At 71.5% G+C, this 25,606-nt stretch carries 27 protein-coding genes; 11 read left to right on the top strand and 16 right to left on the bottom strand.

Annotation, left to right across the window (positions count from 1 at the left end; all coding sequences use genetic code 11):
* Positions 1-15 precede the first annotated feature (15 nt).
* Together IQ210_RS08805 and IQ210_RS08800 are read left to right on the top strand one after the other, a co-directional pair.
* The gene (locus tag IQ210_RS08805; RefSeq protein ID WP_194078330.1) at positions 16-1,359 is read left to right on the top strand and encodes a phage major capsid protein; all 1,344 of its coding nucleotides are present in this window, start codon (positions 16-18) and stop codon (positions 1,357-1,359) included.
* 55 nt (positions 1,360-1,414) lie between these two features.
* Positions 1,415-5,041, top strand: coding sequence for a coiled-coil domain-containing protein (locus IQ210_RS08800; protein ID WP_228047407.1), 3,627 nt, complete (start codon positions 1,415-1,417; stop codon positions 5,039-5,041).
* A 332-nt stretch (positions 5,042-5,373) separates the two neighbouring features.
* Here IQ210_RS08800 and IQ210_RS08795 read toward each other — a convergent pair whose 3' ends face one another.
* Together IQ210_RS08795 and IQ210_RS08790 are read right to left on the bottom strand one after the other, a co-directional pair.
* The gene (locus tag IQ210_RS08795) at positions 5,374-5,589 is read right to left on the bottom strand and encodes a hypothetical protein (RefSeq protein WP_194078329.1); all 216 of its coding nucleotides are present in this window, start codon (positions 5,587-5,589) and stop codon (positions 5,374-5,376) included.
* A complete protein-coding gene (locus IQ210_RS08790; protein WP_194078328.1) occupies positions 5,586-5,783 on the bottom strand; it encodes a hypothetical protein in 198 nt (65 codons plus the stop codon). The genes IQ210_RS08795 and IQ210_RS08790 overlap by 4 nt, the downstream gene beginning before the upstream one ends.
* Positions 5,784-5,964: 181 nt before the next feature.
* Between IQ210_RS08790 and IQ210_RS08785 the strand changes: the two genes are divergently transcribed.
* The gene (locus tag IQ210_RS08785) at positions 5,965-6,726 is read left to right on the top strand and encodes a helix-turn-helix domain-containing protein (RefSeq protein ID WP_194078327.1); all 762 of its coding nucleotides are present in this window, start codon (positions 5,965-5,967) and stop codon (positions 6,724-6,726) included.
* Positions 6,727-6,995: 269 nt separating this feature from the next.
* On the opposite strand, the gene IQ210_RS08780 is transcribed toward IQ210_RS08785, so the two are convergent.
* The 4 genes from IQ210_RS08780 to IQ210_RS08765 all read right to left on the bottom strand — a co-directional run bounded on the left by IQ210_RS08780 (position 6,996) and on the right by IQ210_RS08765 (position 9,409).
* Positions 6,996-7,655, bottom strand: coding sequence for an HNH endonuclease (locus tag IQ210_RS08780; RefSeq protein WP_194078326.1), 660 nt, complete (start codon positions 7,653-7,655; stop codon positions 6,996-6,998).
* Positions 7,652-8,353 carry a hypothetical protein gene (locus IQ210_RS08775; protein ID WP_194078325.1) on the bottom strand — a complete coding sequence of 234 codons (702 nt, stop codon included), beginning with the start codon at positions 8,351-8,353 and terminating at the stop codon, positions 7,652-7,654. Before IQ210_RS08775 ends, IQ210_RS08780 begins: the two co-directional genes overlap by 4 nt.
* A gap of 187 nt (positions 8,354-8,540) precedes the next feature.
* Positions 8,541-8,903, bottom strand: a complete 363-nt coding sequence (locus tag IQ210_RS08770; protein WP_194078324.1) for a DUF6907 domain-containing protein — start codon at positions 8,901-8,903, stop codon at positions 8,541-8,543.
* The gene (locus tag IQ210_RS08765) at positions 8,900-9,409 is read right to left on the bottom strand and encodes a DUF6907 domain-containing protein (RefSeq protein ID WP_194078323.1); all 510 of its coding nucleotides are present in this window, start codon (positions 9,407-9,409) and stop codon (positions 8,900-8,902) included. Before IQ210_RS08765 ends, IQ210_RS08770 begins: the two co-directional genes overlap by 4 nt.
* A 318-nt stretch (positions 9,410-9,727) precedes the next feature.
* On the opposite strand from IQ210_RS08765, the gene IQ210_RS08760 reads away from it, so the two are divergent.
* On the top strand, positions 9,728-10,030 hold the full coding sequence (locus IQ210_RS08760) for a hypothetical protein (RefSeq protein ID WP_228047405.1): 303 nt from the start codon (positions 9,728-9,730) through the stop codon (positions 10,028-10,030).
* 14 nt (positions 10,031-10,044) lie between these two features.
* Here IQ210_RS08760 and IQ210_RS08755 read toward each other — a convergent pair whose 3' ends face one another.
* The 3 genes from IQ210_RS08755 to IQ210_RS08745 are packed head-to-tail and all read right to left on the bottom strand — an operon-like array spanning position 10,045 to position 12,655.
* Entirely contained in the window at positions 10,045-11,691 is a 1,647-nt protein-coding gene (locus IQ210_RS08755) for a dolichyl-phosphate-mannose--protein mannosyltransferase (RefSeq protein WP_194078322.1), read from the bottom strand.
* Positions 11,688-12,104, bottom strand: a complete 417-nt coding sequence (locus IQ210_RS08750) for a cellulase (RefSeq protein WP_194078321.1) — start codon at positions 12,102-12,104, stop codon at positions 11,688-11,690. The genes IQ210_RS08755 and IQ210_RS08750 overlap by 4 nt, the downstream gene beginning before the upstream one ends.
* Before the next feature lie 23 nt (positions 12,105-12,127).
* A complete protein-coding gene (locus IQ210_RS08745; protein WP_194078320.1) occupies positions 12,128-12,655 on the bottom strand; it encodes a SigE family RNA polymerase sigma factor in 528 nt (175 codons plus the stop codon).
* Between the two features lie 224 nt (positions 12,656-12,879).
* Between IQ210_RS08745 and IQ210_RS08740 the strand changes: the two genes are divergently transcribed.
* Both IQ210_RS08740 and IQ210_RS08735 read left to right on the top strand, forming a co-directional pair.
* A complete protein-coding gene (locus IQ210_RS08740) occupies positions 12,880-13,785 on the top strand; it encodes a glycosyltransferase family 2 protein (protein ID WP_194078319.1) in 906 nt (301 codons plus the stop codon).
* Between the two features lie 272 nt (positions 13,786-14,057).
* Positions 14,058-17,456, top strand: coding sequence for an AfsR/SARP family transcriptional regulator (locus IQ210_RS08735; protein ID WP_322656328.1), 3,399 nt, complete (start codon positions 14,058-14,060; stop codon positions 17,454-17,456).
* Between the two features lie 10 nt (positions 17,457-17,466).
* On the opposite strand, the gene IQ210_RS08730 is transcribed toward IQ210_RS08735, so the two are convergent.
* The 3 genes from IQ210_RS08730 to IQ210_RS08720 all read right to left on the bottom strand — a co-directional run bounded on the left by IQ210_RS08730 (position 17,467) and on the right by IQ210_RS08720 (position 20,664).
* Positions 17,467-19,137, bottom strand: a complete 1,671-nt coding sequence (locus IQ210_RS08730; protein WP_194078317.1) for a bifunctional 3'-5' exonuclease/DNA polymerase — start codon at positions 19,135-19,137, stop codon at positions 17,467-17,469.
* A 117-nt stretch (positions 19,138-19,254) separates the two neighbouring features.
* Positions 19,255-19,989, bottom strand: a complete 735-nt coding sequence (locus IQ210_RS08725) for a Clp protease N-terminal domain-containing protein (protein ID WP_194078316.1) — start codon at positions 19,987-19,989, stop codon at positions 19,255-19,257.
* Between the two features lie 48 nt (positions 19,990-20,037).
* Complete coding sequence (locus IQ210_RS08720; protein ID WP_194078315.1) at positions 20,038-20,664, bottom strand: LysE family translocator; 627 nt, start codon at positions 20,662-20,664, stop codon at positions 20,038-20,040.
* Between the two features lie 65 nt (positions 20,665-20,729).
* Between IQ210_RS08720 and IQ210_RS08715 the strand changes: the two genes are divergently transcribed.
* Positions 20,730-21,842: a DUF2786 domain-containing protein gene (locus IQ210_RS08715; RefSeq protein WP_194078314.1), complete on the top strand. Its 1,113-nt coding sequence runs from the start codon at positions 20,730-20,732 to the stop codon at positions 21,840-21,842.
* 6 nt (positions 21,843-21,848) lie between these two features.
* On the opposite strand, the gene IQ210_RS08710 is transcribed toward IQ210_RS08715, so the two are convergent.
* The 4 genes from IQ210_RS08710 to rpmB all read right to left on the bottom strand — a co-directional run bounded on the left by IQ210_RS08710 (position 21,849) and on the right by rpmB (position 23,584).
* Positions 21,849-22,385: a DUF4232 domain-containing protein gene (locus IQ210_RS08710; RefSeq protein WP_194078313.1), complete on the bottom strand. Its 537-nt coding sequence runs from the start codon at positions 22,383-22,385 to the stop codon at positions 21,849-21,851.
* Positions 22,386-22,490: 105 nt separating this feature from the next.
* A complete protein-coding gene (locus IQ210_RS08705) occupies positions 22,491-22,988 on the bottom strand; it encodes a hypothetical protein (protein ID WP_194078312.1) in 498 nt (165 codons plus the stop codon).
* 54 nt (positions 22,989-23,042) lie between these two features.
* Positions 23,043-23,348 (bottom strand): 30S ribosomal protein S14, encoded by a 306-nt coding sequence (gene rpsN / locus IQ210_RS08700; RefSeq protein WP_194078311.1) that lies wholly within the window; start codon positions 23,346-23,348, stop codon positions 23,043-23,045.
* Positions 23,348-23,584 carry a 50S ribosomal protein L28 gene (gene rpmB, locus IQ210_RS08695; RefSeq protein ID WP_079311383.1) on the bottom strand — a complete coding sequence of 79 codons (237 nt, stop codon included), beginning with the start codon at positions 23,582-23,584 and terminating at the stop codon, positions 23,348-23,350. Before rpmB ends, rpsN begins: the two co-directional genes overlap by 1 nt.
* A 63-nt stretch (positions 23,585-23,647) precedes the next feature.
* Here rpmB and rpmG point away from each other — a divergent pair, with 63 nt between their 5' ends.
* Genes rpmG through rpsR form a run of 4 tightly spaced genes read left to right on the top strand, consistent with a single transcriptional unit; the run spans position 23,648 to position 25,603 of the window.
* Entirely contained in the window at positions 23,648-23,812 is a 165-nt protein-coding gene (rpmG, locus tag IQ210_RS08690) for a 50S ribosomal protein L33 (RefSeq protein WP_019753828.1), read from the top strand.
* A gap of 8 nt (positions 23,813-23,820) precedes the next feature.
* A complete protein-coding gene (locus tag IQ210_RS08685; RefSeq protein WP_194078310.1) occupies positions 23,821-24,078 on the top strand; it encodes a type B 50S ribosomal protein L31 in 258 nt (85 codons plus the stop codon).
* Complete coding sequence (locus IQ210_RS08680) at positions 24,078-25,367, top strand: CobW family GTP-binding protein (RefSeq protein WP_194078309.1); 1,290 nt, start codon at positions 24,078-24,080, stop codon at positions 25,365-25,367. Before IQ210_RS08685 ends, IQ210_RS08680 begins: the two co-directional genes overlap by 1 nt.
* Positions 25,367-25,603, top strand: coding sequence for a 30S ribosomal protein S18 (gene rpsR / locus IQ210_RS08675; RefSeq protein WP_194078308.1), 237 nt, complete (start codon positions 25,367-25,369; stop codon positions 25,601-25,603). The genes IQ210_RS08680 and rpsR overlap by 1 nt, the downstream gene beginning before the upstream one ends.
* The last annotated feature ends 3 nt before the right edge of the window (positions 25,604-25,606 follow it).

Raw genomic sequence — 25,606 nt, 5'->3', positions numbered from 1 at the left:
GAGAGGCGTACCCCAATGACCGTTTCCCTGCCCCACCTCCGCGCTGCCCGTTCGCAGCTGAAGGCCGAGCTCGACGCCATCCTCGCCGGGCCGCAGACCGAGCAGCGCAGCCTGACGGCCGCTGAAGAGCAGCAGTTCAACGCGAAGGCCCAGGAGATCCGAGGCCTGGACGCTGAGATCGCGCAGGCAGAGGAGGCCGAGCAGCGCGGGCAGCGTGCCGCCGACCTCCGCGCCCGGTACACGCCGCTCGGCCCGCAGCCGACCGGCCTTCAGGTCACCAGCAACGAGACCACCTACCGCAAGGGCGACGTGCACGGCGCCTCGTGGGTGAAGGACATGACCGCGTTCGCGCTGCGTCAGGACGTCGACGCCGCCGACCGGCTGCGCCGCAACACCCGAGAGGTCGCCCTGGAGACTCGCGCGCTGTCCACCACGGACGGCGCTGGCGGCGAGTTCGTGCCGCCGCTGTGGCTCGTCAACGAGGCGGTCGCCCTGGCCCGTTCCGCGCGCGTCGTCGCCGACCAGGTCCGCAAGCTGCCCCTGCCTCCGGGCACGGACGTCGTGAACCTGCCGCGCGTCGCGACCGGCACGGCCACCGCAGAGCAGACGACGCAGAACACCGCGGTGCAGAACACCGACGCCACCACCGACAGCATCGCCGCGAACGTCGCCACGGTCGCCGGGCAGCAGGTCATCAGCCAGCAGCTCATCGACCAGTCGCCGGTGAACATGGACGACGTCCTGCTCGCCGACCTCGCCGCCGATCTCGCGGTCAAGGTCGACACGTTCGTCATCAACAACAACGCGGCGGGCAAGCGCGGCCTGCTCAACGTGACCGGCATCAACGCGATCACGTACACCGACGCCTCGCCGACGGTGGGAGAGCTGTACGCCAAGGGCGCGGACGCCATCCAGCAGATCCACACGGGCCGCTTCCTGCCGCCCGACAAGGTGTTCATGCACCCGCGGCGCTGGGCCTGGTTCACGGCCGCCCTCGACACCGCCGGCCGCCCACTGGTGGTGCCGGTGGCGAACATGCCGCAGAACGTCCTCGCCGCCATGGGCGACGTCGTCTCCGAAGGGTTCGTCGGCACGTGGCAGGGCCTGCCCGTGTACGTCGACCCGAACATCCCCACCAACCTGGGGGCCGGCACCAACGAGGACCGCATCATCACCTTGCGCTCCTCCGACGTGATCCTTTACGAGGGCATCATGCGCGCGGAGGCGTTCCGCGAGACCAAGGCCGACCAGCTGTCGGTCCTGCTGCGCGTGTACAACTACCTCGCGCTCCACTCGGCTCGCTACCCGAAGTCCATCAGCGTCATCGCAGGCACCGGCCTGGTCGCCCCGACGTTCTGAGCCGTCCGCGGCCCGCCCCTCAGCGCGCGGGCCGCCTCGCTGAGGGGGATGGCTCATGCCGTCGTTGACCTTCATTCTGACCGGACAGGACGACCTCTCTCCGGCGCTCGACGAGGCAGGGGACAGCGCACAGCGACTGCAGCGCCGCCTGAATGACATGTCCAAGAACGGCTCGGCGTCCGTCTCCGAGCTGGTCAAGGTCACGAAGCTGCTGGCGCCTGCGGCGATCCCTGCCGCGGCGTCGCTGGCGCCGATCGCGGCGGGGGCGGGTGCCGTGGCAGCGGCGGCGCTCGCGATGGGCGCGGCGCTCGTCCCTCAGGTGGCCGCGCTCGGGGAGGCCTCGGATGCGCAGAAGGCCTACGAGGACGCGGTAGCGACGTCGGGGCGCACGTCTCAGGCAGCGGTCACCGCACAGGCGGAGTACGCCCGTGTGATGGCGGCCCTGCCGCCGAAGACCCGCGAAGCTGCGGTGGCCGTCGGCATCCTGAAGGACGAATACCAGGCGTGGTCCGACTCGCTGGCCGGCGACACGATGGCGCCGTTCATCAAGGGCGTTCAGATCACCAACGCCCTGGTGCCGAAGACCACGGGCCTGGTGAAGGCGGCCAGCACCGAGGCCGACCGGTTCATGACGATCCTCGGCGGGGAGATCGAATCCCCGGGCCTCGACAGCCTCAACTCAAAGTTCACGACCTTCGCTAAGACGACGCTGCGCAGCGTCAACGACGGGTTCGTGCACCTGCTTCGCGTCAGCGACGGCAAGGTGGGCGGCCCTGCGAGTGAGTTCATGGAGTGGGCCAGGGCGCAGGGCCCGACCGTGTCGAGCGTTCTGCGCAGCGTGGCCACAGCGCTCGTCCACATCCTCGACGCGGGCAGCGGCGTCGGCGTCAGCCTGCTCGACACGGTCGATGCCGTCGCCAGCCTCGTAGCAGCAGTGCCGCCCGGAGCGATCGCCGCCTTCCTTCAGCTGGCCCTGGCGCTGAAGGTGACCAAGGCGGCTGCCCTCGGGCTGGCCGCTGGCCGCGCCGCGCTGGCCGTGTTCGCTACCCAGCTCGTCACCATGCGCGCGGCAGCCGCCGGCGCCCCGGGCACCCTGGCCGGTGTCACGGCGGCGATCGGCACTCTGTCCCGCACGGCGAAGATCGCGATAGCGGGCACCGGGATCGGCCTGCTCGTCATGGCCATCTCCGAGCTGTCGAGCATGGGCGAATCGGCGCCACCCGACGTGGACAGGCTGACCACCTCGCTGGGGAACCTGGGGCGCACCGGCAAGGTGACCGGCTACGCGGCGCAGGAGTTCGGCGCCGACTTTGGGAAGCTGCACGACCAGATCAGCAAGGTCACCAACCCCAGCGTCGTGGAGAGCATCAACAACTGGGGTGCGGACATCACCGGCGGCTTCCTCGATGCTGGGGATGCCACTGAGGAGTTCACCAAGAGCGCTGGATCCATCGACGAGGCCCTGACCAACCTCGTCAGGAACGGCAACGCCCAGCTGGCCAAGGCGGCCCTCGCCGACATGTTGAAGGGCCTCAAGCCCGAGGACGCGGAGAAGTTCAGGGGCGAGCTCGACAAGTACGACCAGGCGCTCGCTGACCTCGCGTTCGAGCAGAAGCTGACGGCTCAGAGTCAGGGCCTGTTCGGTGCCGAGGCGCAGAAGGTGCAGGCGAAGCTCGACGCACAGAAGCAGTCCGCGGACGGGCTGCGCCAGAGCATCCAGGCGCTCAACGACATCCAGCGCACCGGGTTGGGCGCTATGAACGCGTTCGAGCAGTCCATCGACGACACCAGCAAGGCCGCGCGGGAGAACGCCGGGGCGCTGTCCATGTCGCACGGCGAACTGGACCTGAACTCAGCGAAGGCGCGGGCGGCCGAGTCGGCGCTGCGGGACCTCGCAGGCAAGACCGATGCCGCCACTGCCGCCGCCCGCGAGCAGGGCAAGTCGTGGGAGTACGTCAACGGGATCTACAGCCGTGGCCGTGAGGAGTTCATCAAGTCAGCGCAGGCGATGGGCCTCACGAAGAAGGAGGCCGCGCAGCTCGCCGATCAGATCCTGCAAATCCCGGACAAGACGACCCTGCTGAAGGGTGACGTCACCGACCTCGACGACAAGATTACGAAGGCGCAGGAGCGCGTCGATGCGCTGAAGCAGAAGCGTAAGACGGCGGTCGGCGCGGACAAGACGGACCTCGACAAGAAGGTTGCGGCCGCTCAGGCGAAGGTCGACTCGCTGAAGCAGAAGAAGCTGGTCGCCCTCCAGGCGGCCGACAAGTCGACGTCGGTCGTGCAGGCGATCCAGCGGGCGATCTCCAAGCTCCGCGACAAGACCGTCAACATCTACACCGTTCAGCACACGTTGGGTGTGGAGGGCACGGCCGGCCGCAACAGCGCGAAGTACAACGGGTACGCCGGAGGCGGTAACCCGGTCGCGGGCGAGATCGCGATGGTCGGCGAAGAGGGCCCCGAGCTGGTGCTCTTCGGTAAGGCGGCGAAGGTCTTCGACGCGAAGACCACCGCGGGCATGCTCAACGGATCGTCCAGCGCCGGGCAGGCCGCGGCGCAGGGTCTGGCCGCTGGGCTCGGCTCGACGGCTGGCGTGTATGTCGCGGCTCGGGCGATGGCGGGTTCCGTCCTCACGGGGATCCGTGACGAGTTGGAGATCCGCTCTCCGTCGAAGAAGACGGAAGCGCTGATGAAGGATGTCGGCAAGGGAATGATCAAGGGTCTGACCGGGACCCGGGATCAGATCAAGGCCACGGCCAAGGATCTCGCGGCGGACATCTGGAAGGCCTTCACCGGCAAGAAGGACAACCAGCTTGTCGCGATGGTCAACAAGCAGACGAAGAAGCTGCTCGACCTCGCAGCGAAACGCGACAAGATCGCCGCGAAGATCGCGGAGGCGAAGGAGTTCGCGAAGGACACCACCAAGAGTGCCCGCGAGAGTGCGGGCCTGGCCAACCTCGGCATGGAGCCGGGCGAGGTCACGGCGGGCGGCATCAAGGCAGGCCTCGCAGGCAAGTTGGCGCAGATCAAGCAGTTCACCCGCTACATCGACATCCTCGCCAAGCGCGGCCTGAACAAGAGCCTGCTGAGGCAGATCCTCAACATGGGCCCGGAGGCCGGTTACGCCTACGCCTCGGCGCTCGTCGGGGCGGACAAGGCCACCTTCGCGTCCATCAACTCGCTGCAGAAGCAGCTGGATTCGACCACGACCACGCTCGGCAAGAAGGGTGCCGACGCGCTCTACGACTCCGGCAAGAACGCCTCGAAGGGCTTCCTCGCGGGACTGGAGTCCCAGGAGAAGGAGATCGAGAAGCTCATGGAGAAGATCGCCCTCTCCATGCAGAAGGCCCTGAAGAAGGCCCTCGGGATCTCCTCGCCCGCGAAGAAGATGATCCCCGACGGCATCAACACCGCCCGCGGTGTGGCGGTCGGTGTGCTGGCGGGGATGCCGTTCATCGACAGCGCCATGGATGCCGTGGCCGGACGGATGGCGGGACGTGCGGCGACTGCTCCGGTTGCCGGCCGGGCCGCGGTCGCTCGCACAAGCAGCAGCGACGCCGCTCCCATCACGGTCATCATCAACGGACCGATCGATGCCGTGTCCACCGCGCAGGAGCTGGAGAGGATCCTCCTCAAGTACAAGCGCGGCGGCGGAGGCCTGGGCTACGGCTTCGGCTAGACCAGGGCGTCAACCCGCGACCGGGCACGCGGCAAGGCGGCGAGGTGCCCACTCACCCGAAGACCCGCCTGCGCCCTACACCACGGCCCGTCACGAACAGTGGCGGGCCGTCGGTGCGTGACCGGGCGGGGACCGCGAGCCGGACCAGTTTTTGAAGTCGCAGGTGAGCGACCCCAAACGCCCTTGTCTCCCGTTTTTTTACGCGGCCCAAATCACTCGCCTAATCCGGCGAAGCGAGCACCAGCGAAATAGTGAGCATCACTCTGCGTGACCGAGGCGCCCGAGACCCGCCCACCCTCGTGAGGCATGGGGTGCCGAGGGCGGGCGGGCGCCTATCGCCGCCGGGCGGCAGCGCAGTCCGGGCAGCAGTAGACCTCCATGTCGAGGACGTGAGCGCCCTGGCGGCCGCGGGAGATGCCCGCGGACACGGTGCCCCTCATGCCGAGGAGGCTCTTGCCGCACCAGCAGCAGGCCCAGCCGCTGTACGCGGCGTAGCCCAGCTCGTTGGCGGGTGGCGGCTCGGGGAGGTCGTGCAGCCGCTGGCTCATGGCCGGTCGGCGAACGGCACGAGCTCATACGCCTGACGGCAGGGGCGGCACGCGAACAGGTTCCAGCCCGAGCCGGAGCTCTGCTCGACCACACTGATCAGCCGAACGTCTCTGGCGTAGTTCTCGTGCCACGCGCACCAGCCGTGCCCGGAAGGGTTGCGCACGGCGGCGGTGTCCTGAGTACTCTCGGCCATGTCGACTCCAACCAGTCGGCCAATGCCCCGGGGCCGTTCGCGCGGCCTGCGGGGCTTTCGTCACTGGTCACGTTCGCCTCGTCACGCCACACCGCGCGACGACGGATGCGGCGTCATAGCGACGACACGGCAGGCGTCATTTCGGTGTCATTCCGCAGCGTGAAGCTCTACCGTTGATCGCATGACGACCCCGAACAGCACCCTTCGGGCAGTCCGTATGGGGCTGCTCATGAGTCAGGACGAGTTCGCCCGAGCTCTGCGCGAGTCCGGCACCGCTGTGGGCGAACCCAACGACGCCTCCAAGCGGCTCGTGCAGCGCTGGGAGGACGGCACCACGGGCGCCCCGCGGCCCCTGTACGCCCGCGCCCTGGAGCGCGTCACCGGCATGCCGATCGACGCCCTCGGCTTCGCCGCCTCCGCGCTCGCCCGGGTAGCCGACGACGGCCAGGGGGGCCACGATCTCCAGGACTCGCCTGTGGGCATCCCCTCGGCCAGCGCCGCGGCCGTGCCGCAGACGGCACCCCGCGGCAACTACTCGGGCGTCTGGCTGTCGAGGTACGAGTACTTCAGCTCGGGACGCGACTCCAGCTTCACCGGCAAGCACTACGTCGTGCTGCTCCAGCACGGCAACCGCATCACGGGCCGCAGCCTGCCGAACGGCTCGCTCAACCCGGACAGTCCGCTGACCCTCGATCTCCAGCTGGACGGTGCGACCGTGACCGGTACGTGGACCGAGCAGACGGCCGCCGAGGGCTACTACCGGGGCGCCCGGTACTTCGGCGCGCTCCAGATGCTCGTGGAGCCCACAGGGCGGCGCATGGCCGGTAAGTGGGTCGGCTTCGGCAAGGAGTTCGACGTGAACACCGGCCCGTGGGAGCTGCGGCTCATGGACGCCTCGACGAGCAAGGCGACGCTGGAGGCGTACAGCCGGGCGCCCGAGTAGCTGCTAGGCCTAGCGGCCCGCCCTGCTAGGCCTAGCAGCTGCCCTAGCGGCCCATACCGGCTGTGACCAGCGACCTAGCACCTAGCAGCACGCATGCCGAAGCCCCCGAGACTGGCTGTCTCGGGGGCTTCGGCTGTCAGGGAGGCTGCTAGGGAGGCTGCTAGGGAGGCGCCGCGCAGGGAGGGAGTTCTCCCTGTCTGCCTCCCTCCCGTGCCTCCCTGTGCTGGCCTGCGGATTCAGGTCGGAGGGAGGCCAGGGAGGCAGCGCCGTCAGGCCGCGGGAAGGAGCCGATCGGCCGTCTCCGGCTCCCTTTCGGTGCCTCCCTCCCTGGCAGCCCAGGAGAGCAGGACGGCCGCCATCGACCACGTGAGCTTGTCGCTCTTGCGGAGGTTGCAGCGTCGGCAGGAGAGCACCAGGTTGGCGGGCAGGTTGCACGCCCACAGGCTCTTGGGCACGTAGTGATCGATGGTGACGCCCCTGAGCTTGTCGAACTCGGTGCGGCAGTAGAAGCAGCGTCGGCCGTCGCGCTCGGCGAGGTACAGACGCGTCTCCCGCCATGCCGCACGCGCCCGCTGCCCCGGGTTGGATCGCTTCGACTTCGGCAGCTGCGCTGCGGCGCTTCGCACGATGCCGGTCATGCTGCTGACGTGGGCCGCGAACCGCTGTGCTCCGGCCTCGAAGGTGAGAGCGTCCTCGAGGCCCAGGAGCGTCACGTCGTCGAGGAACGAGCCCAGGGATCCGCTCACGACGAGCTGGGGGACCGGGGTGCCCGTCTCCCAGGCGAGCGAGGCTTCGGCGAGCAGGCGGCCGTCCGGCATCCGGAGTTCGTGGACTGCGCCGGCGTGGTGCTCGCGGTCCTCCCCGGCCTGCTGCGTGTGGTCCTCCGTGCACCACTTCGGGCAGCCGTAGACGAGTCGCAGGTCCGTCATGCGGTCCGCCTCCCCTCGTTGTGCCGCTGCGCGGCTTGCCACGCGCGGACGTGCCGCGCGGCCTGGTGGATGGCGAACCGGGCCGCGTCCTCGGGGCGCGCGCTGTACGCGGCGCACAGCGCCTCGAGGTCGCGGCGCATCTGCGGTGTCTCGGGCAGCAGCAGACCGGACGCCTCGGGACGCATCTGCGCCGCGGTGTCCTGGCCGTCCTGCGAGATCCGGGTGCGCCCGTCGAACCACCAGCCGACGAACGCCGCGTTGGTCTCGGCGCGCGCTCGCTCGTAGGCGGCTCGCTCCGCGGCCAGGAACCCGCCGACATCGGCCAGGGCCGCGAGGCGCTGCAACGCCTGCTGCCAGTCGGCGAGAGCCTCGAGGCGGGCCGCAACCGCGTCGACCGGCGCGTCCGAGTCGGACGCCTCGAGCTCGTGCAGCTGCTCGGCACTCAGCGCCTCGGCGAGCAGGACGCGGACGCTGTCCGTCTCCCGCTCGTATTGCCCGACCTGCGGCGCAACAGGGAGCGCATCAGGACGCATCAGCTGTTGCGCGTCCTCGGCGTCCTGCGGTGCGTCCTGGCGTGCAGCTGCGGCGTCCCTGCGGACGGTGTCCGGGGAAACCTCCAGCTCAGCGGCAACCTGCGGCACGGTCATGCCGGTGCGCAACAGGTGCATCACCACACTGCGACGCGTTGCACGGGACATCGCAGCCATCACGCGCCTGCCTTCCGCACGACGAGCGCAGCGCACAGGCGCACGCCCTGCCGATCGCCCGCGCGCTGCGCGGCAACGAGGTCGGCGAAGATGGCCTCAACCGGAGGCAGCCGCCGGGGGGACCGGGACACCGCGGCAATCGCGGCGTCCTCGGTCGGCCGGCGCACGGGACGCGCGCTCACAGCTCACCCCTGCGGAGGATCTCGGCGAGTTCCAGCCCGAGTTCACGCAGCCGGACCGCGGCGGCAATGAGGTCGTCGGCGAGCTCCTCGACCTCGTCCGGGGTGCAGGTGCCGGTGAGGTTGGCGACCTCGATGTAGAGGCCGATGGCGCGGTCCTGCGAGGAGTACGGGGCCTGGGTGAGGAGCGCTTTGAACATCTCGCGGCCGCCGGGGGCGATGGTGTGCTCGGGACCGTCGTGAGAGATGTCGACCTTGTACGAGGCGCGGGTGTCGGGGTGGCCGGCGCACCAGTCGGGCTCAGGCAGCGTGACGGTGCCGTGGTCGATGGTCGTCAGGGTCACGGTGCGGGGCTCGCTCATGCCACACGCTCCGCAGGCACCTCGTGGTTGGCCAAACGCACCGTGCGGGCCAGGTGCCGCAGACGGGCCGCGAGGCCGACCAGGTCATCGGCGAGCTCCTCAGCCATATCCGCCGTCAGCTCCGCCGTTTCGGGCCCCCCGTCCTCCCACACGGTGACGTGCGCCCCGCGCAGCCGCGTGTCCTTCGCGATGGGGTCGGCCTCGAGGCGCGCGTTGAGTGCGTAGATCAGTGTGGTGTCGTTCAGGAACGAGGCGACCTCAGCGCGGGCCGGGTCTCCGCGGTGCATGACGTCCTCGACGTTCGCCACGTACTCGTCGACGTGGTCCTCGGTGCACCAGGTCGGGCACTCGATGTAGACGATGATGCCGCCCTCGTTCGCGCGGGCCACCTTCGCGGGCACCAGTCGGCTGCCCGGGGCAACGGCCGGCCCATCGAGGGCCACCTTCGGCCGCGGGATGCCGTCGAGGAACGCGACGGGGGCAGAGGTCTGTACGGTGTTGCTCATGGTCTGGACTCCTTGCTGGTGAAGGGTCCGGCCGTAGGCCCCGTGGTCGGTGCTCGTAACACCGCCCGGGGCCGCCCCGTTGCCGTACACATGCCGTACATGTGGCAACGGGAAGGGCCGGGGTTTTACGGGTGTCTCTGGGACACGTTTCCGCAGGTCACCCGGCCTGTGAGTCGTTAGCCGCTGATCAGCGCTGTACGCCTATAGACCTCGTAATGCGTAGGTCTCGGGTTCGAATCCCGAAGGCGGCTCCATTCAAACCCAGCTCAGATCAGTTCTGAGCTGGGTTTTTTGGTTCGGCGGAGACAGGGGGACGGCATGGCCGAGGAGCCGATCACTGCTCGGCTGCACACGAGGATCGAGCGGGACTTTCCGGAGCCTGGTGCCGCGAAGGGGATCGAAGGGGCGCTGCGGGTGCTGGCGGGGGAGCTCGAAGGCTCGCGGCAGGACACCGAGCGGCTGCTGGCTGCGGCTGTGTTGATCGCGGACGGGGACGTGGACCGGTTTCGCTCGGCTGTCCGGCTCGCGCGGCAGGACTGGCGGGATCTGCTGGTGTCCGGTGGGTTGGCCGATGGGGACTGGCCGAGTGTGCTGGATCGGGAGCTGGGGCGTTCCCGGTAGTCTCCGGCTTCCGCTCAGATCCAACTCTCCAGCCACATCCGCGCCTGCCAGTCCGCGTACGGGATCGTCTGGGCCGTGTAGAGCGGGAAGAAGTAGATGAAGTTCCAGGCGATGAGCAGGACGATCACGCCGGCCGCGACCGCGCCTTGGAGGCGGCGGGTTTCCGGGGCGTTCCGTGGGCCCAGGAGGGCTGCCAGCAGCATCGTCACCGCCAGGCAGAGGTAGGGGACCAGGACCACCGCGTAGAAGGAGAAGATCGTGCGGTCCTGGTAGAGGAACCAGGGGAGGTAGCCGGCGGCCGCTCCGCAGAGGATCGTGCCGGCTCGCCAGTCTCGGCGCAGGGCCCATCGGTAGAGGACGTAGGCGAGGGCGGCGCAGGCCGTCCACCACAGGGCCGGGGTGCCCAGGGCCAGGATCGTCTGGGAGCAGTTCGGTGCCGTGTGGCAGCCCGTTGTGCCTGGCTTCGGGGACTCGTAGTGGAAGAGGACCGGCCGGCCCAGGACCAGCCAACTCCAGGGGTTCGACTCGTATTTGTGGAACGAGTCCAGGTTCACGTTGAACTGGTAGACGCCGTGCTCGTAGTGCCACAGGCTGCGCAGCGGGGCCGGTATCCAGGACCAGGGGCCGCCGCGCCCGTCCGCCCAGTGGCGGTCGTAGCCGTCGGAGGAGCGGAACCAACCCGTCCATGTGGCCAGGTAGGTCGCCGTGGCCACCGGGATCAGGGAGAGCAGCGACCAGCCGAGGTCCTTGCGGAGGACCGCGCGGTAAGGGTGGTGGGCTCCGGCCATGCGGCGGGCGCCCACGTCCCACAGCAGGGTCAGGGCCGCGAAGAACGCCAGGAAGTACAGGCCGTTCCACTTGGCCGAGGACGCCAGGCCCAGGCAGACGCCGGCCGCGAGGCGCCACGGGCGCAGTCCGGTTCTCGCGCGGGTTGCGGTGTGGGCGTCCGGGCGTATGTGGCCGTCGGCCTGACGTAGTGACGACGCCAGTCTTGCCCGCGCCTTGTCCCTGTCGATCAGCAGGCAGCCGAACGCCGCCAGCGCGAAGAACATGACGACCAGGTCGAGCAATGCGGTGCGGCTCATGACGTAGTGCAGGCCGTCCAGCGCGATCAGCGTCCCGGCCAGACAGCCCAGCAGCGTCGAGCGGAACAGCCGGCGGCCGATGCGGCACAGCATCAGCACCGACAGCGTGCCGAGGACCGCCGTCAGGAAGCGCCAGCCGAACGGGTTCAGACCGAACATCCACTCGCCCAGCGCGATCACCCACTTGCCCCCGGGCGGATGCGCGACGAACACCCCGGGGTCGGAGAGCGGGATCACCTGCGGGTCGGCCAGGATCTGCGGATCGGCGATCTTGCGGTCCGGCCACGTGCCCTCGTAACCGAGGCGCAGGAGCGACCAGGCGTCCTTGGCGTAGTACGTCTCGTCGAAGACGACCGTGTGCGGGGTGCCCAGGTGCCAGAAGCGCAGGACCCCGGCCAGGGCCGCCACCAGCAGGGGGCCGGCCCAGCCCGACCAGCGGGCGAAGGGCCGGGGGAAGGGGGCGGTCAGGCGGTCCCGGAGGGGTGTGTGAGGGCGGGGTGTGTATCCGAAGCGGCGTAGGCGTTGTTCCCAAGGGGGCAGGTAGGGAGCGGTGGCTTGCGTGTTCTCGTCGATCACGTCGTACGGGTTCCGCCGCGCGGTGACTTCGCCGGGACCGTGGTCGATGTCACGGCCGTACTCGATGTCACGGCCGTGCTCGATGTGAAGGCCGGTATCGGGGCGTCGTCGGCCGTCGAGCGGGTCGGGAGCGGCTCGGCGGAGGTGGCCGGGCGTGGGTCCCGAGGGTCGGGGCCGTTCTGGGCGAAGGAGTTCGGCAGGGTCAGCAGTACGGCACCGAGTGCGGCGATCGTCAGCGCCGAACCGGTGGCCATCCACGCGCGTCGTGTGCGCTGCCGGGCGCGGACACCGGCGTACAGGCGTCGGCGGTGCCGGTCCTCATATCCCTCGTATCCCTCGTACGGGGTGCCGCTGTCGCGCATCATGCGCGCCAGCTCCTGTTCGAAGTGGTCCAAGTGGTCCAAGTGGTCCATGGCTCCCTCTCCACCCCCGCCCTTCACTCGGCCGACGACGACACGGGCTCGGCCGTCTCCGCCATCAGCCGCCGCAACCGTCCGACGCCCCGTGCCGTGAGCGAGCGGGCCGTCCCCACCGGGCAGCCCAGCACCTCCGCCACCTGCTGTTCGGGCAGGTCCTGGTAGTAGCGCAGCACCACCGCGGCCCGCTGACGTGCCGGGAGCTGCGCCAACATGGCCTCCAGACGGGTCCGTTCGTCCACGGCGGCGGTCTCGTCCGCCGGCTCGGGCGGGTCGGGCAGCCGGTCGAGCGGGTCCGTGGGCCGCTCGCCCCACCAGCGGCGCCGTGCCGAGCGGGCCGCGGCGCGGGCCAGGATCTTGCGCACGTACGCCTCCGGCGCCTGGTCCGCCACCCGCGGCCAGGCGAACCAGAGCTTGACCAGCGCCTCCTGCAACAGATCCTCGGCCCGGTGCCGGTCGCCGCCGGTGAGCAGCCGCGCCAGGTGCAGCAAGGCCGGCCACCGGTTCGCCACGAACCGGTCGAACGCGTCGGACCGCCCCTGCCTCATCAGCGTCGCCCCTCCCTCACACCCTTAATAAGGACGTCGGGCCCGGTCCCGCTATCCACCCTTGGCTTGTGGTGTGGGTCACACTCGCTGACGGGGCTGCTTCGGTAGTCCGCTCGCTCGGCAGATCGGCGGACTCGGCCGCGTACATGAGGAGTCTTCAAGAAGTCCTTACCGTGAACCACTAGCATCGCGGCGGTACTTGAGAGCCGGGATGAGGTGAGGGCATGGAGGAGGCAGCGCGGGCGCCGCGTGTCGCCGTGGCCGTCGTGACCATGGGGAACCGGCCCGCCGAGGTCGACGCCCTGCTGGAGTCCGTGGCCAAGCAGGACGTCCCGCCCACCCGGATCGTGATCGTCGGCAACGGCTGCCGGCTGCCGGAGTTCGCCGCGCGGCTGTCACTGCCCGGCGAGGTCACCGTCGTGGAGCTGGAGGAGAACCTCGGCTGCCCCGGCGGACGCAACGTGGGGCTCGCCCGGCTGCGGGAGTTCGGGGACGTCGACGTCGTCGTCGAACTGGACGACGACGGGCTGCTCGTCGACGCCGACGTGCTGCGGCGCGTCGGCGAGCTGTTCGCGGCCGACGACCGGCTCGGCATCGTCGGCTTCCGGATCGCCGACGAGCACGGCGAGACCCAGCAGCGGCACGTGCCCCGCCTCGGCTCCGCCGATCCGCTGCGTGGCGGGTACGTCACCGGCTTCCTCGGCGGCGGACACGGCTTCCGGATGGCCATGCTCGACGAGATCGGGGACTGGCCCGCGCGGTTCTTCTTCGCGCACGAGGAGTCCGACCTGGCATGGCGGGCCGCCGATGCCGGCTGGCGCATCCTGTACGCCCCCGAGCTGCTGCTCCAGCACCCGAAGACCTCGCCCGCCCGGCACGCCGTCTACTACCGGGTCAACGCCCGCAACCGGGTGTGGCTGGCCCGGCGTCGCCTGCCGCTGCCGCTGATCCCCGTCCACCTCGGGGTGTGGATGCTGCTGACCGTCGTACGGAACCGGTCCGGGGCCGGGCTGCGCGTCTGGTTCGGCGGGTTCGCGGAGGGGCTGCGGGAGCCGGCGGGGGAGCGGCGGCCGATGCGCTGGCGGACGGTGTGGCGCCTGACCCGGCTGGGGCGCCCGCCGATCGTCTGACCTGGGTCGTCCGGCCTGGGTCGTCCGGCCTGGGACGGCCGGCTTCGGGGCATGGACGAGGACCCCGGTCGTTCACCTCCGACGACCGGGGTCCTGTCACATCCCCGGATCCGGCCACGACGGCGACACTCCCCCGAGTAACGCGTTTGACGCGCGCACCCTCGGGCCAGATCCGATGGAATGATCACATCAGGCATCACCAACGGATCGCTAACATGTGGCCAACGGCGAGATTTCGCCAGGTACAGCGCGTCGGAAGGCAGTGGGTCGGTGTGAAGCGGTGCGAGCTGCGCTTCGGACTCCTCGGTCCGCCGGTCCTGTACGACACCTCGGGCGCCGCCGATGTCGAGGCCGGCGGTGACGCCGACGGCCCGGTCGCCCGGGTCGTGGGCAGCCCCAAGGTGCGGGTGCTGCTGGCCGCGCTGCTGCTGGAGGCCGGCCGTACCGTCTCCGTCGACGCGCTCAAGGACGCCCTGTGGGGCGGGTCGCCGCCCGCCTCCGCGCAGGCCTCCCTGCACAACCACGTCACCCGGCTGCGCCGGCTGCTCGACGACCCCGAGCGGCTGCGGGCCGTGCCGCCCGGCTATCTGCTCCGGGTCGAGCAGGGCGAACTCGACGTCCATGTCTTCGAGTCCCTGACCGCCGAGGCCCGCGCCGCGCACGCCGGGCGGGACTGGGAGCGCACGGTGCGCGCGAGCACCGCGGCGCTCACGCTGTGGCGCGGCACGCCGCTCGCCGGGCTCCCGCCCGAGCTGGGCGGGTACGCCTTCGTGCAACGGCTGGGGGAGGCTCGGCTGTTGCTCCTGGAGTGGCGGTACGACGCCGAGCTCGCCGTCGGTGGCGCCCGACTCGACGCCGTCGTACCGGAGTTGACCGCGCTCGCCGCCGAACATCCGCTGCGCGAGGCCTTCCACCGCCAGCTGATGCTGGCCCTCCACCGCACGGGCCGCCAGGCCGAGGCCCTCGCCGTCCACCGCGACCTGCGCACTCGCCTCATCGAGGAACTCGGCGTGGAGCCGGGGGCGGGGGTGCGAGAGGCGCATGTGGAGGTGTTGCGGGGGGAGTTGGGGGCGGCGGGATTGTCTGGGGCGTCGAGGGTGTCTGGCGTGCCTGGCGTGCCTGGGGTGCCTGGGGTGCCTGGGGTGCCTGGGGTGCCTGGCGTGCCTGGGGCTGTCGCGCCGGCGGCGACGGCCGGGGCGGGTGCGGCTGAGGCGACGACGGCGGGGGTCGGAGCCATGGGCACGGGACCAGGTGCCGCGGACGTGGCGAACGGGGCCGGTGCCCTGCCCGCCGTATCCACCAGCCCGTCGGCCGCATCCGGCGCCCCTTCCGCGACGCCCGCCGCGCCCACCACCCCAACCGTCGACACCTCGCCCGCCGCAACCACAACCCCCGCCGCAGCAGCCGTAGAAGCAGACCCAGCAGCCGCCCCGCCCTCGGCCCCGTCCTCCACCCCACCCCCGACACCCCCACCCCGCCCCGCCCAACTCCCCCCACCCCCGCCCCACTTCACCGGCCGCGCCACCCACCTCGACGACCTGCGCCAGACCCTCACCCCCCACGAATCCCCCCACACCGCCCCCTCCGCCGACCACCACACCCCCGTAGCCGTCATCAGCGGCACCGCCGGTGTCGGCAAGAGCGCACTCGCCCTGCACACGGCGCACGCCCTGCGGGACCGCTTCCCGGACGGGCAGTTGTACGTCAACCTGCACGGCGCCACCCCCGGCATGACCCCCCTCACCTCGGCGCAGGCGCTCACCGCGCTGCTGCGGGACCTCGGTGCCGACCCGCGCTCCATCCCCGAACACCCGGATGCGGCAGCTGCGTTGCTGCGCTCGATGCTCGCTCCGACCCGCACCCTGATGGTGCTGGACGACGCCGAGAACGCCGCGCAGGTACGGCGGTTGCTGCCGGCCGGCCCCGGCTGCGCGGTGATCGTCACCAGCCGCTCCCCGCTGGCCGCGCTCGACGGCGCCCGCCGCTTCCCGCTCGAACCGCTGTCGGCGGAGGAGAGCGCGGCACTGCTGCGGGCGGCTTCCGGCCGCGGCCCCGGCCCCGCCCCCGATGCCGAGGACGACGACCGCATCGACGCCACCCACCCCCTCGTCGAACTCACCGGCCGCCTCCCCCTCGCCCTGCGCATCGTCGGCGCCCGCCTGGCCGCCCGCCGCGCCCTCACCCCGGACGTGCTCGCCGACCAACTCGCCGCCACGGAGAGCAGGTTGCAGCGGCTGGAGTACGACGACCTGTCCGTACGCCGCTCCCTGGCCGTCGCCCACGACGCGCTCGCTGCCTCGGGCCGCCGCTCCGACCGCGACGCCGCCCTCGCGCTGCGCCGCCTGGGCGCCCTGGACCTGCCCACGTACGGCGCGCCGCTCGTCGCCCGGCTCCTCGGCACCGACACCGACCGCGCGGAGGAGGCGCTGGACCGGCTCGTCGACGTGGCGCTGCTGGAGGAGACGGCGTACGGCCGCTACGCCCCGCACGACCTGGTCCGCGACTTCGCCCGCGAACTCGCGGAGAGCGGACAGGCCGCCGACGTCGCCCGCACCGGCGTCCGCTGGTACACGGCCGTCGCCGAACGCGTCCTCACCGAGACCGTCGTCCCCGGCTTCGACCAGGAGGACCGGCGTCGCCCGACCCCGACGCAACCGCCCGAGCACGCGGCGCACGTAGGGTCCGTGCCGCCGTTCGCCGGCTCGGAGGAGGCCTTCGCCTGGAGCACCGCGGAGCTGGAGAACATCGTCGCGCTCGCCGAGCGCCACGCGGACGCCGCCGACGAGCGCACCGCCGCCCACGTCTCCACGCTGCTGCGGCTCATCTTCCCCTGCCTCCAACGCGGCGGCCGGGTCTCCGAGATGGAGGTGCTCGGGCAGGTCGCGCTCCAGCTGGCGCGCCGCCTGGGCGACGAGGTGGCCGAGGCGTACGCGCTGAGCGACCTCGCCGGGATGCACTTCCTCGCCGGCCGGCACGGCGAGTCCCTCGCCTTCATGGAACAGGCCACCACGCTGTGGCGGCGGCTCGGCATGGTCTCCCGGGTCCGGCGCTGCCTCGGCAACCAGGGCCTGCTGCTGGAGAGCCTCGGCCGGTACGCCGAGTGCGAGCAGGCGCTGCTCCAGTGCCTGGAGCTGTCACCGCAGTTGGACGACCCGTGGGGGGACGCGGTGGCGTACGGCCATCTCGGTAACCTCTACGAGCACACCGACCCGCGGGCCGCCATCGAGTACCACCGGCGTTCGCTCGCGATCGGCAGCGAGATCGGCAACGTCATCGTGGCGCACTCCGCTCTCTGCAACATCGGCTACGCGTATCTCACCCTCGGCGAACCGGCCGCCGCCGTACCGCACTTCGAGGAGAGCCTGAGCATGCTCGGCGGGCACAGCGACTGGCACGGGGAGTCCCAGTCCCGGCTCGGACTGGTGCGCGCGCTGCGGCTGCTCGGCCGGACCGGGCCGTGCGAGAGCGAGTGCGACGAGCTGCTGCGCCGCGCGGACGCCCGCGCCGACGGGTACACCGGCGGTCTGGCCCGCCACCAGTACGGGCTGCTGCTGCGGGAGACGGGGCGGGCGGCGGAGGCGCAGGAGCAGTGGCGCATCGCGCTGGCCGCGCTGGACGGGACGGACAAGAAGGAGGTCCTGGCCGAGCTCAGGGAGCTGCTCGACAGCTGACAAGGCCGGGCTACTTGGCGTCGGCATAGCACTTCACCACCGACGTCGTGAACGGGAACCGCACCGGCGTCTCCCCGAACGTCAGCCGGGCGGCCAGCGCCGCGGCCTCCCGGATCGCGGTGACGACCTGCTCGGCCTCCTCCTCGGGGCAGTGCACGATCACCTCGTCGTGCTGGAAGAAGACCAGCTCGGCCGCCATGTCCGCGCAGGTCCGCCGCAGTGCCGCGAGCAGCAGCAGGGTCCAGTCGGCGGCGCTGCCCTGGACGACGAAGTTACGGGCGAACCGGCCGCGGGCGCGGGCGTTGGTGGACGCGTAGCCCGGCACCCATCCGTCGTCCTCCTGGGGAATGCCGGCCTCCTCGGCGCTGTCCTCGCCCGAGCCGGCCGCGGGTGGACAGGTGCGGCCGAGCCAGGTCCGCACGAGCCGCCCCTCCTCGCCCGCGCGGGCCGCCTCGTCGACGTACGCCACCGCCTTGGGGAAGCGGCGTCTGAGCGCGGCGAGGTTCTTGAGGCCGTCCCCGGAGGTCTGGCCGTACACGGCACCCAGCACCGCGATCTTGGCCTGGTCGCGGTCGCCGGAGAAGGCGCGGTCGGAGACGGACTGGTAGAGGTCGCTCTCCCGGCCGGCCACCTCCATCAGGCCGGGGTCGCGGGAGATGGCGGCGAGCACGCGCGGCTCCATCTGGTCGGCGTCGGCGACGACGAGCCGCCAGCCGGGGTCGGCGACGACCGCACGGCGTATCACCTTGGGGATCTGGAGGGCGCCGCCGCCGTTGGTGACCCAGCGGCCGGTGACGGTTCCGTGGCAGAGGAACTCCGGGCGGAAACGGCCTTCCCGCACCCAGTCCTGGAGCCAGGACCAGCCGTGGGCGACCCAGATCCGGTACAGCTTCTTGTACTCGATGAGGGGCTTCACGGCCGGATGGTCGACGGTCTCCAGCTCCCAGCGGCGGGTCGAGGTGACCTTGATCCCGGCCTGCGCGAAGGCCTTGACGACGTCGGCGGGCAGGTCGGGCCGGACCCGGCGCCCGAAGGCGGCGGAGACCTCGTCGGCGAGTTCAGCGAGTCTGCGGGGCTCACCGCCACCGGCATACCGGTCGCCCAGCAGCTCGTGCAGCACGGCCCGGTGGACGTCGGCGCTCCACGGCAGCCCGGCGCGGTTCATCTCGGCGGCCACCAGCATCCCGGCCGACTCGGCGGTGATCAGCAGCCGCATCCGGTCCGGGTGGGCGGTGGCGTCCTGGCGGCGCAGCTGGTCGGCGTAGACCTCCAGGAGGTCGGCCAGCGGGAGGTGGACGGCCTGGGGCTCGAAGAGGGAGGACTGGGAGCCTGGTTCGGCGGAGCGCAGCGGCGGATCGGGCGGTACGGGGCCGCCGCGCAGCCGGGCGAGCGCGGCGGCGGCCGACCGGGGTTCGCCGTACCGCCCGGCATGGCCGAGCAGCAGGGTCTCCGCGTCCTCGATGTCGTAGCACCGCTCGACTCGCACCCCCGTGGCGAGCAGCCGCGGATACACCTCGGCGGTGGACCGCCACACCCACCGCGTGACCTCCGGCCGCCCCCGCACGGCCGCCGCGAGGTCCGCCTCCCGCACCACGGGCCCGACGGGCAGCCCGTCGGCACCGAGGGGGGCGACCTCCGCGCCACCGCCCTCGGCCGGAGCGAGCGCCCAGCGATCGGTCATGGTTGCGAGTCTCGCAGGAGGGTCTGACAACGAGGGTCAGCCCTGCTCCGCCGGCTTCTGCCGGGTCCAAACGACGGTCAGCCCTGCTCCGCCGGTTTCTCCCGGATCCAACGACGGTCAGCCCTGCTCCGCCGGCTTCACCTGGATCTTGGCGAGCACCTCGGTGAGGTACTCCTCCGCGGCCGGCTTGCTGATCCCGAGGCTCGACAGCACCCCTTCGCCGTTCTCGAACTCCAGCAGCGCCAGCAGCAGGTGCTCGGTGCCGACGTAGTTGTGGCCCAGGCGCAGGGCCTCACGGAAGGTGAGCTCGAGGACCTTCTTGGCGTCGGCGCCGTACGGCACCAGCTCCGGGGCGTTCTCCGCGGCCGGCGGGAGTGCGGCGCCGGCGGCCTGGCGGACCGTGTCGAGGAGGACGTCCTGCGCGACGATCGCCTTCGCGGCCAGCCCCTCCGGTTCCGCCAGCAGGCCGAGGACCAGGTGCTCGGGCCGGCCCTCGGCGTTGCGGGCGGCGACGGCCTCGTTGTGGGCGGCCATCACCACGTTGCGGGCGCGCGGCGTGAACCGGCTGAAGTCCTGGTTCGCGCCGGCGTCCCCGCCCTCCTTGGGCACGAACCGCTTCTGCGCCGCCTGCCGGGTCACCCCCATGCTCCTGCCGATGTCCGTCCAGGAGGCGCCCGAGCGGCGGGCCTGGTCCACGAAGTGGCCGATCAGATGGTCGGCCACGTCACCGAGGTGATCTGCGGCGATCACCGCGTCCTCGAGCTGTTCGAGGGGCTCGTCGTGGACCTTCTTGATGGCCGCGATGAGGTCGTCGAGGCGTACGGATGACGTGATGTTGGGGTTCGTCGTCATGTGTCAACCGTAGGTTGACGCTCCACGGGTGTCAACCCGAAGTTGACACTACTTCGGTGCCGAGACGGCCAACCGCACCGCCAGCCCCGTGAACACCGTCCCGCTGAAGATGTTGAGCCCCCGCGCCACCCGCCGGTTCCGCCGCAGCAGCGCCGACAGCTTCCCGGAGAGCAGCCCGATCGAACCGTCCACCGCGAACCCCATCACCGTGATCGAGAGCCCGAGGACCAGGAACTGCTCCCACACGTGCCCCTTCTCCGGCGCCACGAACTGGGGCAGGAACGCCACGTTGAAGAGGATCACCTTGGGGTTCAGCAGATTGGTCACCGCGCCCTGCCAGAACGCCCGCCGCATCCCCGGCCCGGCCGCCGTCCCCTCGCCCGGCACCGAACGGTCCCGGAACGCCTTCACCGCGAGATACAGCAGATAGGCCGCGCCCGCCCAGCGCAGCACGTGGTACAGCGTCGGCAGCGCCAGGAACAGCGCCGAAAGCCCGAGCGCCGCCGCGACCGTGTGCACGAACATCGCGCAGGCCACCCCGAACGCCGCCATCACCCCCGCCGACGGCCCGCCCCGGCCGCCCATCGCCACGATGAACATCATGTCGGGACCCGGAGTCACACAGAGCGCGAAAGCGGCCACGAGGAAGGCCGCGTAGAGAGACATGTCCACCATGCCGCCATGCTCGAAGTCCCCATGGGCCGCGGCACCCGATTTTCGGGGAGTGAGACGATCGCCCCGTGACCAGCAGCAGCGCCCCCGGCACCGTCGACCGCGCCTTCGAGGCCGCCCTCTACACGGACGCCGACTCCGCCCTCGACACGGCCGCCTCCCTCCTAGCCGCCGACGCGACGGCCGACCCCGAACTCGAACGCCGGGGGCGGGAGTTCGTCGCGGCCGCCTGGCGCCGTGGCTGGCAGCCCGCCGACGTCGTACGACTGGTGCGGCGCGAGCTGGACGACGTACATCTGCGCCTGCTGTCGGCGCTGATCCGCGCGCAGGCGCCCGACGACCGGGCGCGCGGCCCCCGCTGGGCGGCCCAGCTCGCCGAACTGCCCGCCGACCCGGCACCCCGCACCGACCGCTTCTCGCACGCCACCGCGGTCCTGGAGCTGTACCGCCTGCTGCTGCGGCTGCCGACCCTGGAACCCCTGGACGAGCCCGTCACCCGGCACTCCTCCGCCGAGCCCCGCATGCTCACCCGTATCCGAGCGCTGCTCGCCAAGGCGGAGGCGACCGGCTACCCGGACGAGGCGGAGGCGCTCACCGCCAAGGCGCAGGAGCTGATGGCCCGGCACAGTGTCGACGAGGCGCTGCTGGACGCGCAGGCGCCGACGCATGACACCCCCGGCGCCTGCCGGATCGGGGTCGAGCCGCCGTACGAGCAGGCCAAGGCGGTGCTGCTGGACGCGGTGGCGACGGCGAACCACTGCCGGGCGGTCTGGAACGAGGCGTTCGCCTTCTCCACGGTGGTCGGCTTCGGCCCCGACCTCGACGCCGTGGAGCTGCTCTACACCTCGCTCCTGGTGCAGGCCACGACCGCGATGACGAAGGCGGAGGCCGCCCAGCGGGCCGGTGGCCGCAAGCGGACCAAGACCTTCCGGCAGTCCTTCCTCGCCGCCTACGCCCACCGCGTCGGCGACCGGCTGCGCGCCGCCGCCGAGACCCAGGTCGGCGACGACCTGCTCCCGGTCCTCGCCACCCGCGAGGTCGCCGTCACCGACCGCGTGGACCGCATGTTCCCGCAGACCACCACGTCCCGCCTGCGCGGCGTCAGCGACGAGGCGGGCTGGCTGGAGGGTTCGGACGCGGCCGACCGGGCGCAGGTGAAGTCCCGCAAGCCCCTGCGCTGAGCCGAGTCACTCGCTGGACGCCATGAACCCGGACACCGTGGCGTCCGGGGTCTGGCCGTCCTTCTTCAGCGCGACATCGCCGTACGACCACTTGAAGGCGTACGTCTTGGTGGACCCCGGCAGGGTGAAGTCCGCGCTCGTCACGGCGAGGCTCCGGTCGCCGCCCGTCTCGCCCCGGACATAGGTGAGCGTGAAGGAGATCGAGGCCCCCTTGGCCAGGCTCGTCTTCCTGGCCGTGGCGGCCGGGTCGGACTCCACACTCACCGTGGTGCCGCCGGCGACGAGGTCCACACCGGGCAGGCCGCCCAGCGTGCACTTGGCGCCGCTCTTGTTGGTGATCGTCACCGGCACGTTGCCGGAGTCGCCGGCGGCCGGGGCGGCGTTGGCGGGGCCGACCCGCACGCCCATCTCGCCGATCGCGCAGGCGCCGCCGGCCTTGGCGGAGGCGCCGGTGCCGGGGTCCTTGCCGCTGTCGTCGTCGGAACAGGCGGTCAGCAGGAAGGCCGCGGCGAGGGTGGCGGCGGCGAGAGGGAGGGCGCGCATGGTGGGTCCTTGGATGCTCCGGGCGGCGTGGTGCCGCTGAGGCTCGTGCATGGATCATCACGCACGAGCCCGGGGGACGGTTGCCCGCCCCCGCCGATCCCCGGCTCAGCCCAGGCCGGCCGTCGGCAGCCCCGAGGGCAGCTTGCCGCCCTCGGACTTGGTGTACGTCTCCGCGCCGAGGCCGCCCTCCCACGTCACCTTGAGGGTGGTCTTGTCGACGGAGTCGATCATCCCGGTCGCCCGGTCCTTGCTGCCGTCCGTGCACTTGAGGTGGATCATCTGCATCCCGGACTCCTCGCGGGCGGTCCCGCTGCACACGGTCCCGCCGGTCGCGAACAGCCCCGCCTCGGTGCCGTTGACCATCAGGACGACGGCCTTGCCCTTGGCGGTGGTGAGCCAGCTGCCGGCGAGGTCGCCGGAGGCGGAAGCGGACGAGGAGGCCGAACCGCCGGTCGAACCACTGGCGGAGGCACTCGCGCTCGGCGTCGAGTCGTCGGAGTCCGAACCGCCGTCCGAACTGCACGCGCCCAGGGCGAGGACTCCCGCGAGAGCCATGGCCGCGGCCGTCGCGGTGCGCGAGAGGTTCACCGAAGCCGATGTCATGGAAGCTCCCTGGCGGATCAGCGGATTACGGGCGGACGCTACGACCGCAGCAAGCTACCAGGACGACTTGCGGACCCCCGGAAGGTACCCGGCGTGCGCCTGCTCACGCAGGCTCACCCGGGACAGGCCGAAGGCCCGGAAGTAGCCGCGCGGCCGGCCGTCCACCTGGTCACGGTTGCGCACCCGGGTGGCGCTGGCGTCCCGTGGCTGCCTGCCCAGCTCCCGCCGGGCCTCCAGCCGTTCGGCGTCGGTCGAGGACGGCCGCCGGATGATCTCCTTCAGCTCGGCCCGCCGCTCGGCGTACCGGGCGACGATCTCCTGCCGCTTCTCGTTCTTCGCGATCTTGCTCTTCTTGGCCATCAGATCCTCACTCCCCGGGCGCGGATGCGCGCCACGGCCGCCTCGACGCCGATCGTGTCGACGGTCTTGATCCCCTTCGCGCTCAGCCGCAGCCGGACGTACCGGCCCTCGCTGGGCAGCCAGTACCGCTTGGACTGGATGTTGGGGTCGAAGCGGCGTGAAGTGCGCCGGTGGGAGTGGGAGATGCGGTTGCCGAAGCCGGGCCGGGCGCCGGTCAGCATGCAGTGGGCGGACACGGGTGACGCACCTCTCTCGAAGCAGTTGTGTAAATGGAATTCATTTTCAGTAAGATACACGGCATGGCTCGCAACGAACTCCGCCCGGTCATCAAGCTCCGGTCCACGGCCGGGACCGGCTTCACCTACGTCACCCGCAAGAACCGCCGCAACGACCCGGACCGTATGACGCTGCGCAAGTACGACCCGGTCGTCGGCCGGCACGTCGACTTCCGAGAGGAGCGCTGACCTCCGCCATGCGCAAGGACATCCATCCGTCGTACGGCCCCGTCGTCTTCCGGGACCGGGCCGCGAACTACGCCTTCCTCACCCGCTCGACGATGACGAGCGAGAAGACGGTCGAGTGGGAGGACGGCAACACCTACCCGGTCGTGGACGTCGAGATCTCGAACGTCAGCCACCCCTTCTACACCGGCACCGCCCGGGTCCTGGACACCGCGGGCCGCGTGGAGCGCTTCGAGCGGCGGTACGGGCGGTCGGGGGAGCGGGGCTGATGCTCTCGGTCGTGATCGTCGGCGGGCTGCACGCCGACGCCCGTAAGGCGGCCGTCGAGCGGCTCCTCGCCGACGTCCCCGGCAGCGTCGTACTCCACCACGACCTGGCGACGGCGGCGGCGGGCACGGTGGTGCGGACCGTGCGCGACGCCTCCGGTCTGTTGTCCGCCGGGGAGACGCCCCTGGTCAACGACTGCGCGTGCTGTGCGCTGCGGGAAGACCTGGTGCCCGAGCTGCGGCGCCTCGCGGACGACGGGACGACGCGGCTCGCGATCGTCGAGCTGTGGGACTCCGTCGAACCCAAGGCCATGGCGGAGGTGGTGGCCGCCGGCGGCCTCACGGTCACCGGTGTGATCACCGCCGTGGACCCGGCGCTGGTCCTGCCCTACCTCGGCAACGGCGACGACCTCGCCGAGCGCGGCCTCGCCGCGGCCGCGACCGACCAGCGCACGATCGCCGACACCTTCGCCCGCCAGCTGGAGTACGCCCCCGTCCTCGCCGTGACCGACTCGGAGGAGGCCGACGACGAGGACCGCGAACTCCTGTCCCAACTCCACCCGACAGCCCGCCAGGTCCCGATCGGCCCCGGCGACCTGGCGGGCGCGGCGCCTTCCGCGGCGTGGGGCGGGACGCCGGGGGAGCCGACGCCAGCGGGACGGTCTGCCGAGCCGACCCCACCGGCACAGTCCGCCGACCCGACCCCACCGGCACACCCCGCCGAGCCGACCCCGGGCAGGAACACCGCCTCCCTCTCCCCCCTTGCCCAGGCCGCCCTCGCCGGTTTCGACGTCGAAGCCGCCGCCGCGGCCCAGCACCCCGCCTGCGCCCTGCTGCCCGCCGAGGCCGACGCGCACGGCGTCTCCACCCTCGTATGGCACCGGGACCGGCCCTTCCACCCGGAGCGGCTGTACGAGGCGCTGGAGGACATCACCTGTGCCGCCGCCCGCAGCCGGGGCCGGTTCTGGCTCGCGGACCGGCCGGACACCCTGCTGCACTGGGACGCGGCCGGGGGCGCGCTGTGCGTGGAGAGCGTCGGGCCCTGGCTCGCTTCCCTCCCCGACGCGGCCTGGGACATGGTCCCGCCGGTGCGCCGTGCCGCCGCCGCGCTGGACTGGCACCCCGAGCACGGCGACTGCTGCCAGCACCTGGTGTTCACGTCCCCCGCCCTCGACCGCGACGGACTCGAACGGCTGCTGGAGTCCTGCCTGTTGACCGATGCCGAGTACGCCGCGGGCCGCAGTGCCTGGAAGCAGTTGCCGCCCGCCTTCGACACCCTCCTGGAGGTCTGATGCCTCGTAAGAGCGACCGCAAGCCCCTCAAGTCCCGGCCCAACCCGCTGGACGCCGCCGGGATCACCTACATCGACTACAAGGACACCGACCTGCTGCGGAAGTTCATCTCCGACCGCGGCAAGATCCGCAGCCGTCGCGTCACCCGCGTCACCGCCCAGCAGCAGCGACAGCTCGCCCGCGCCATCAAGAACGCCCGGGAGATGGCGCTGCTGCCGTACTCCAGCGCCAGGTGAGCA

The organism is Streptomyces justiciae (genome assembly GCF_015163075.1).
GTDB classification, from domain to species: Bacteria; Actinomycetota; Actinomycetes; order Streptomycetales; family Streptomycetaceae; genus Streptomyces; species Streptomyces justiciae.
Note: the sequence above shows the minus strand (reverse complement) of the source record. Positions and strands in the feature narration are given on the sequence as shown.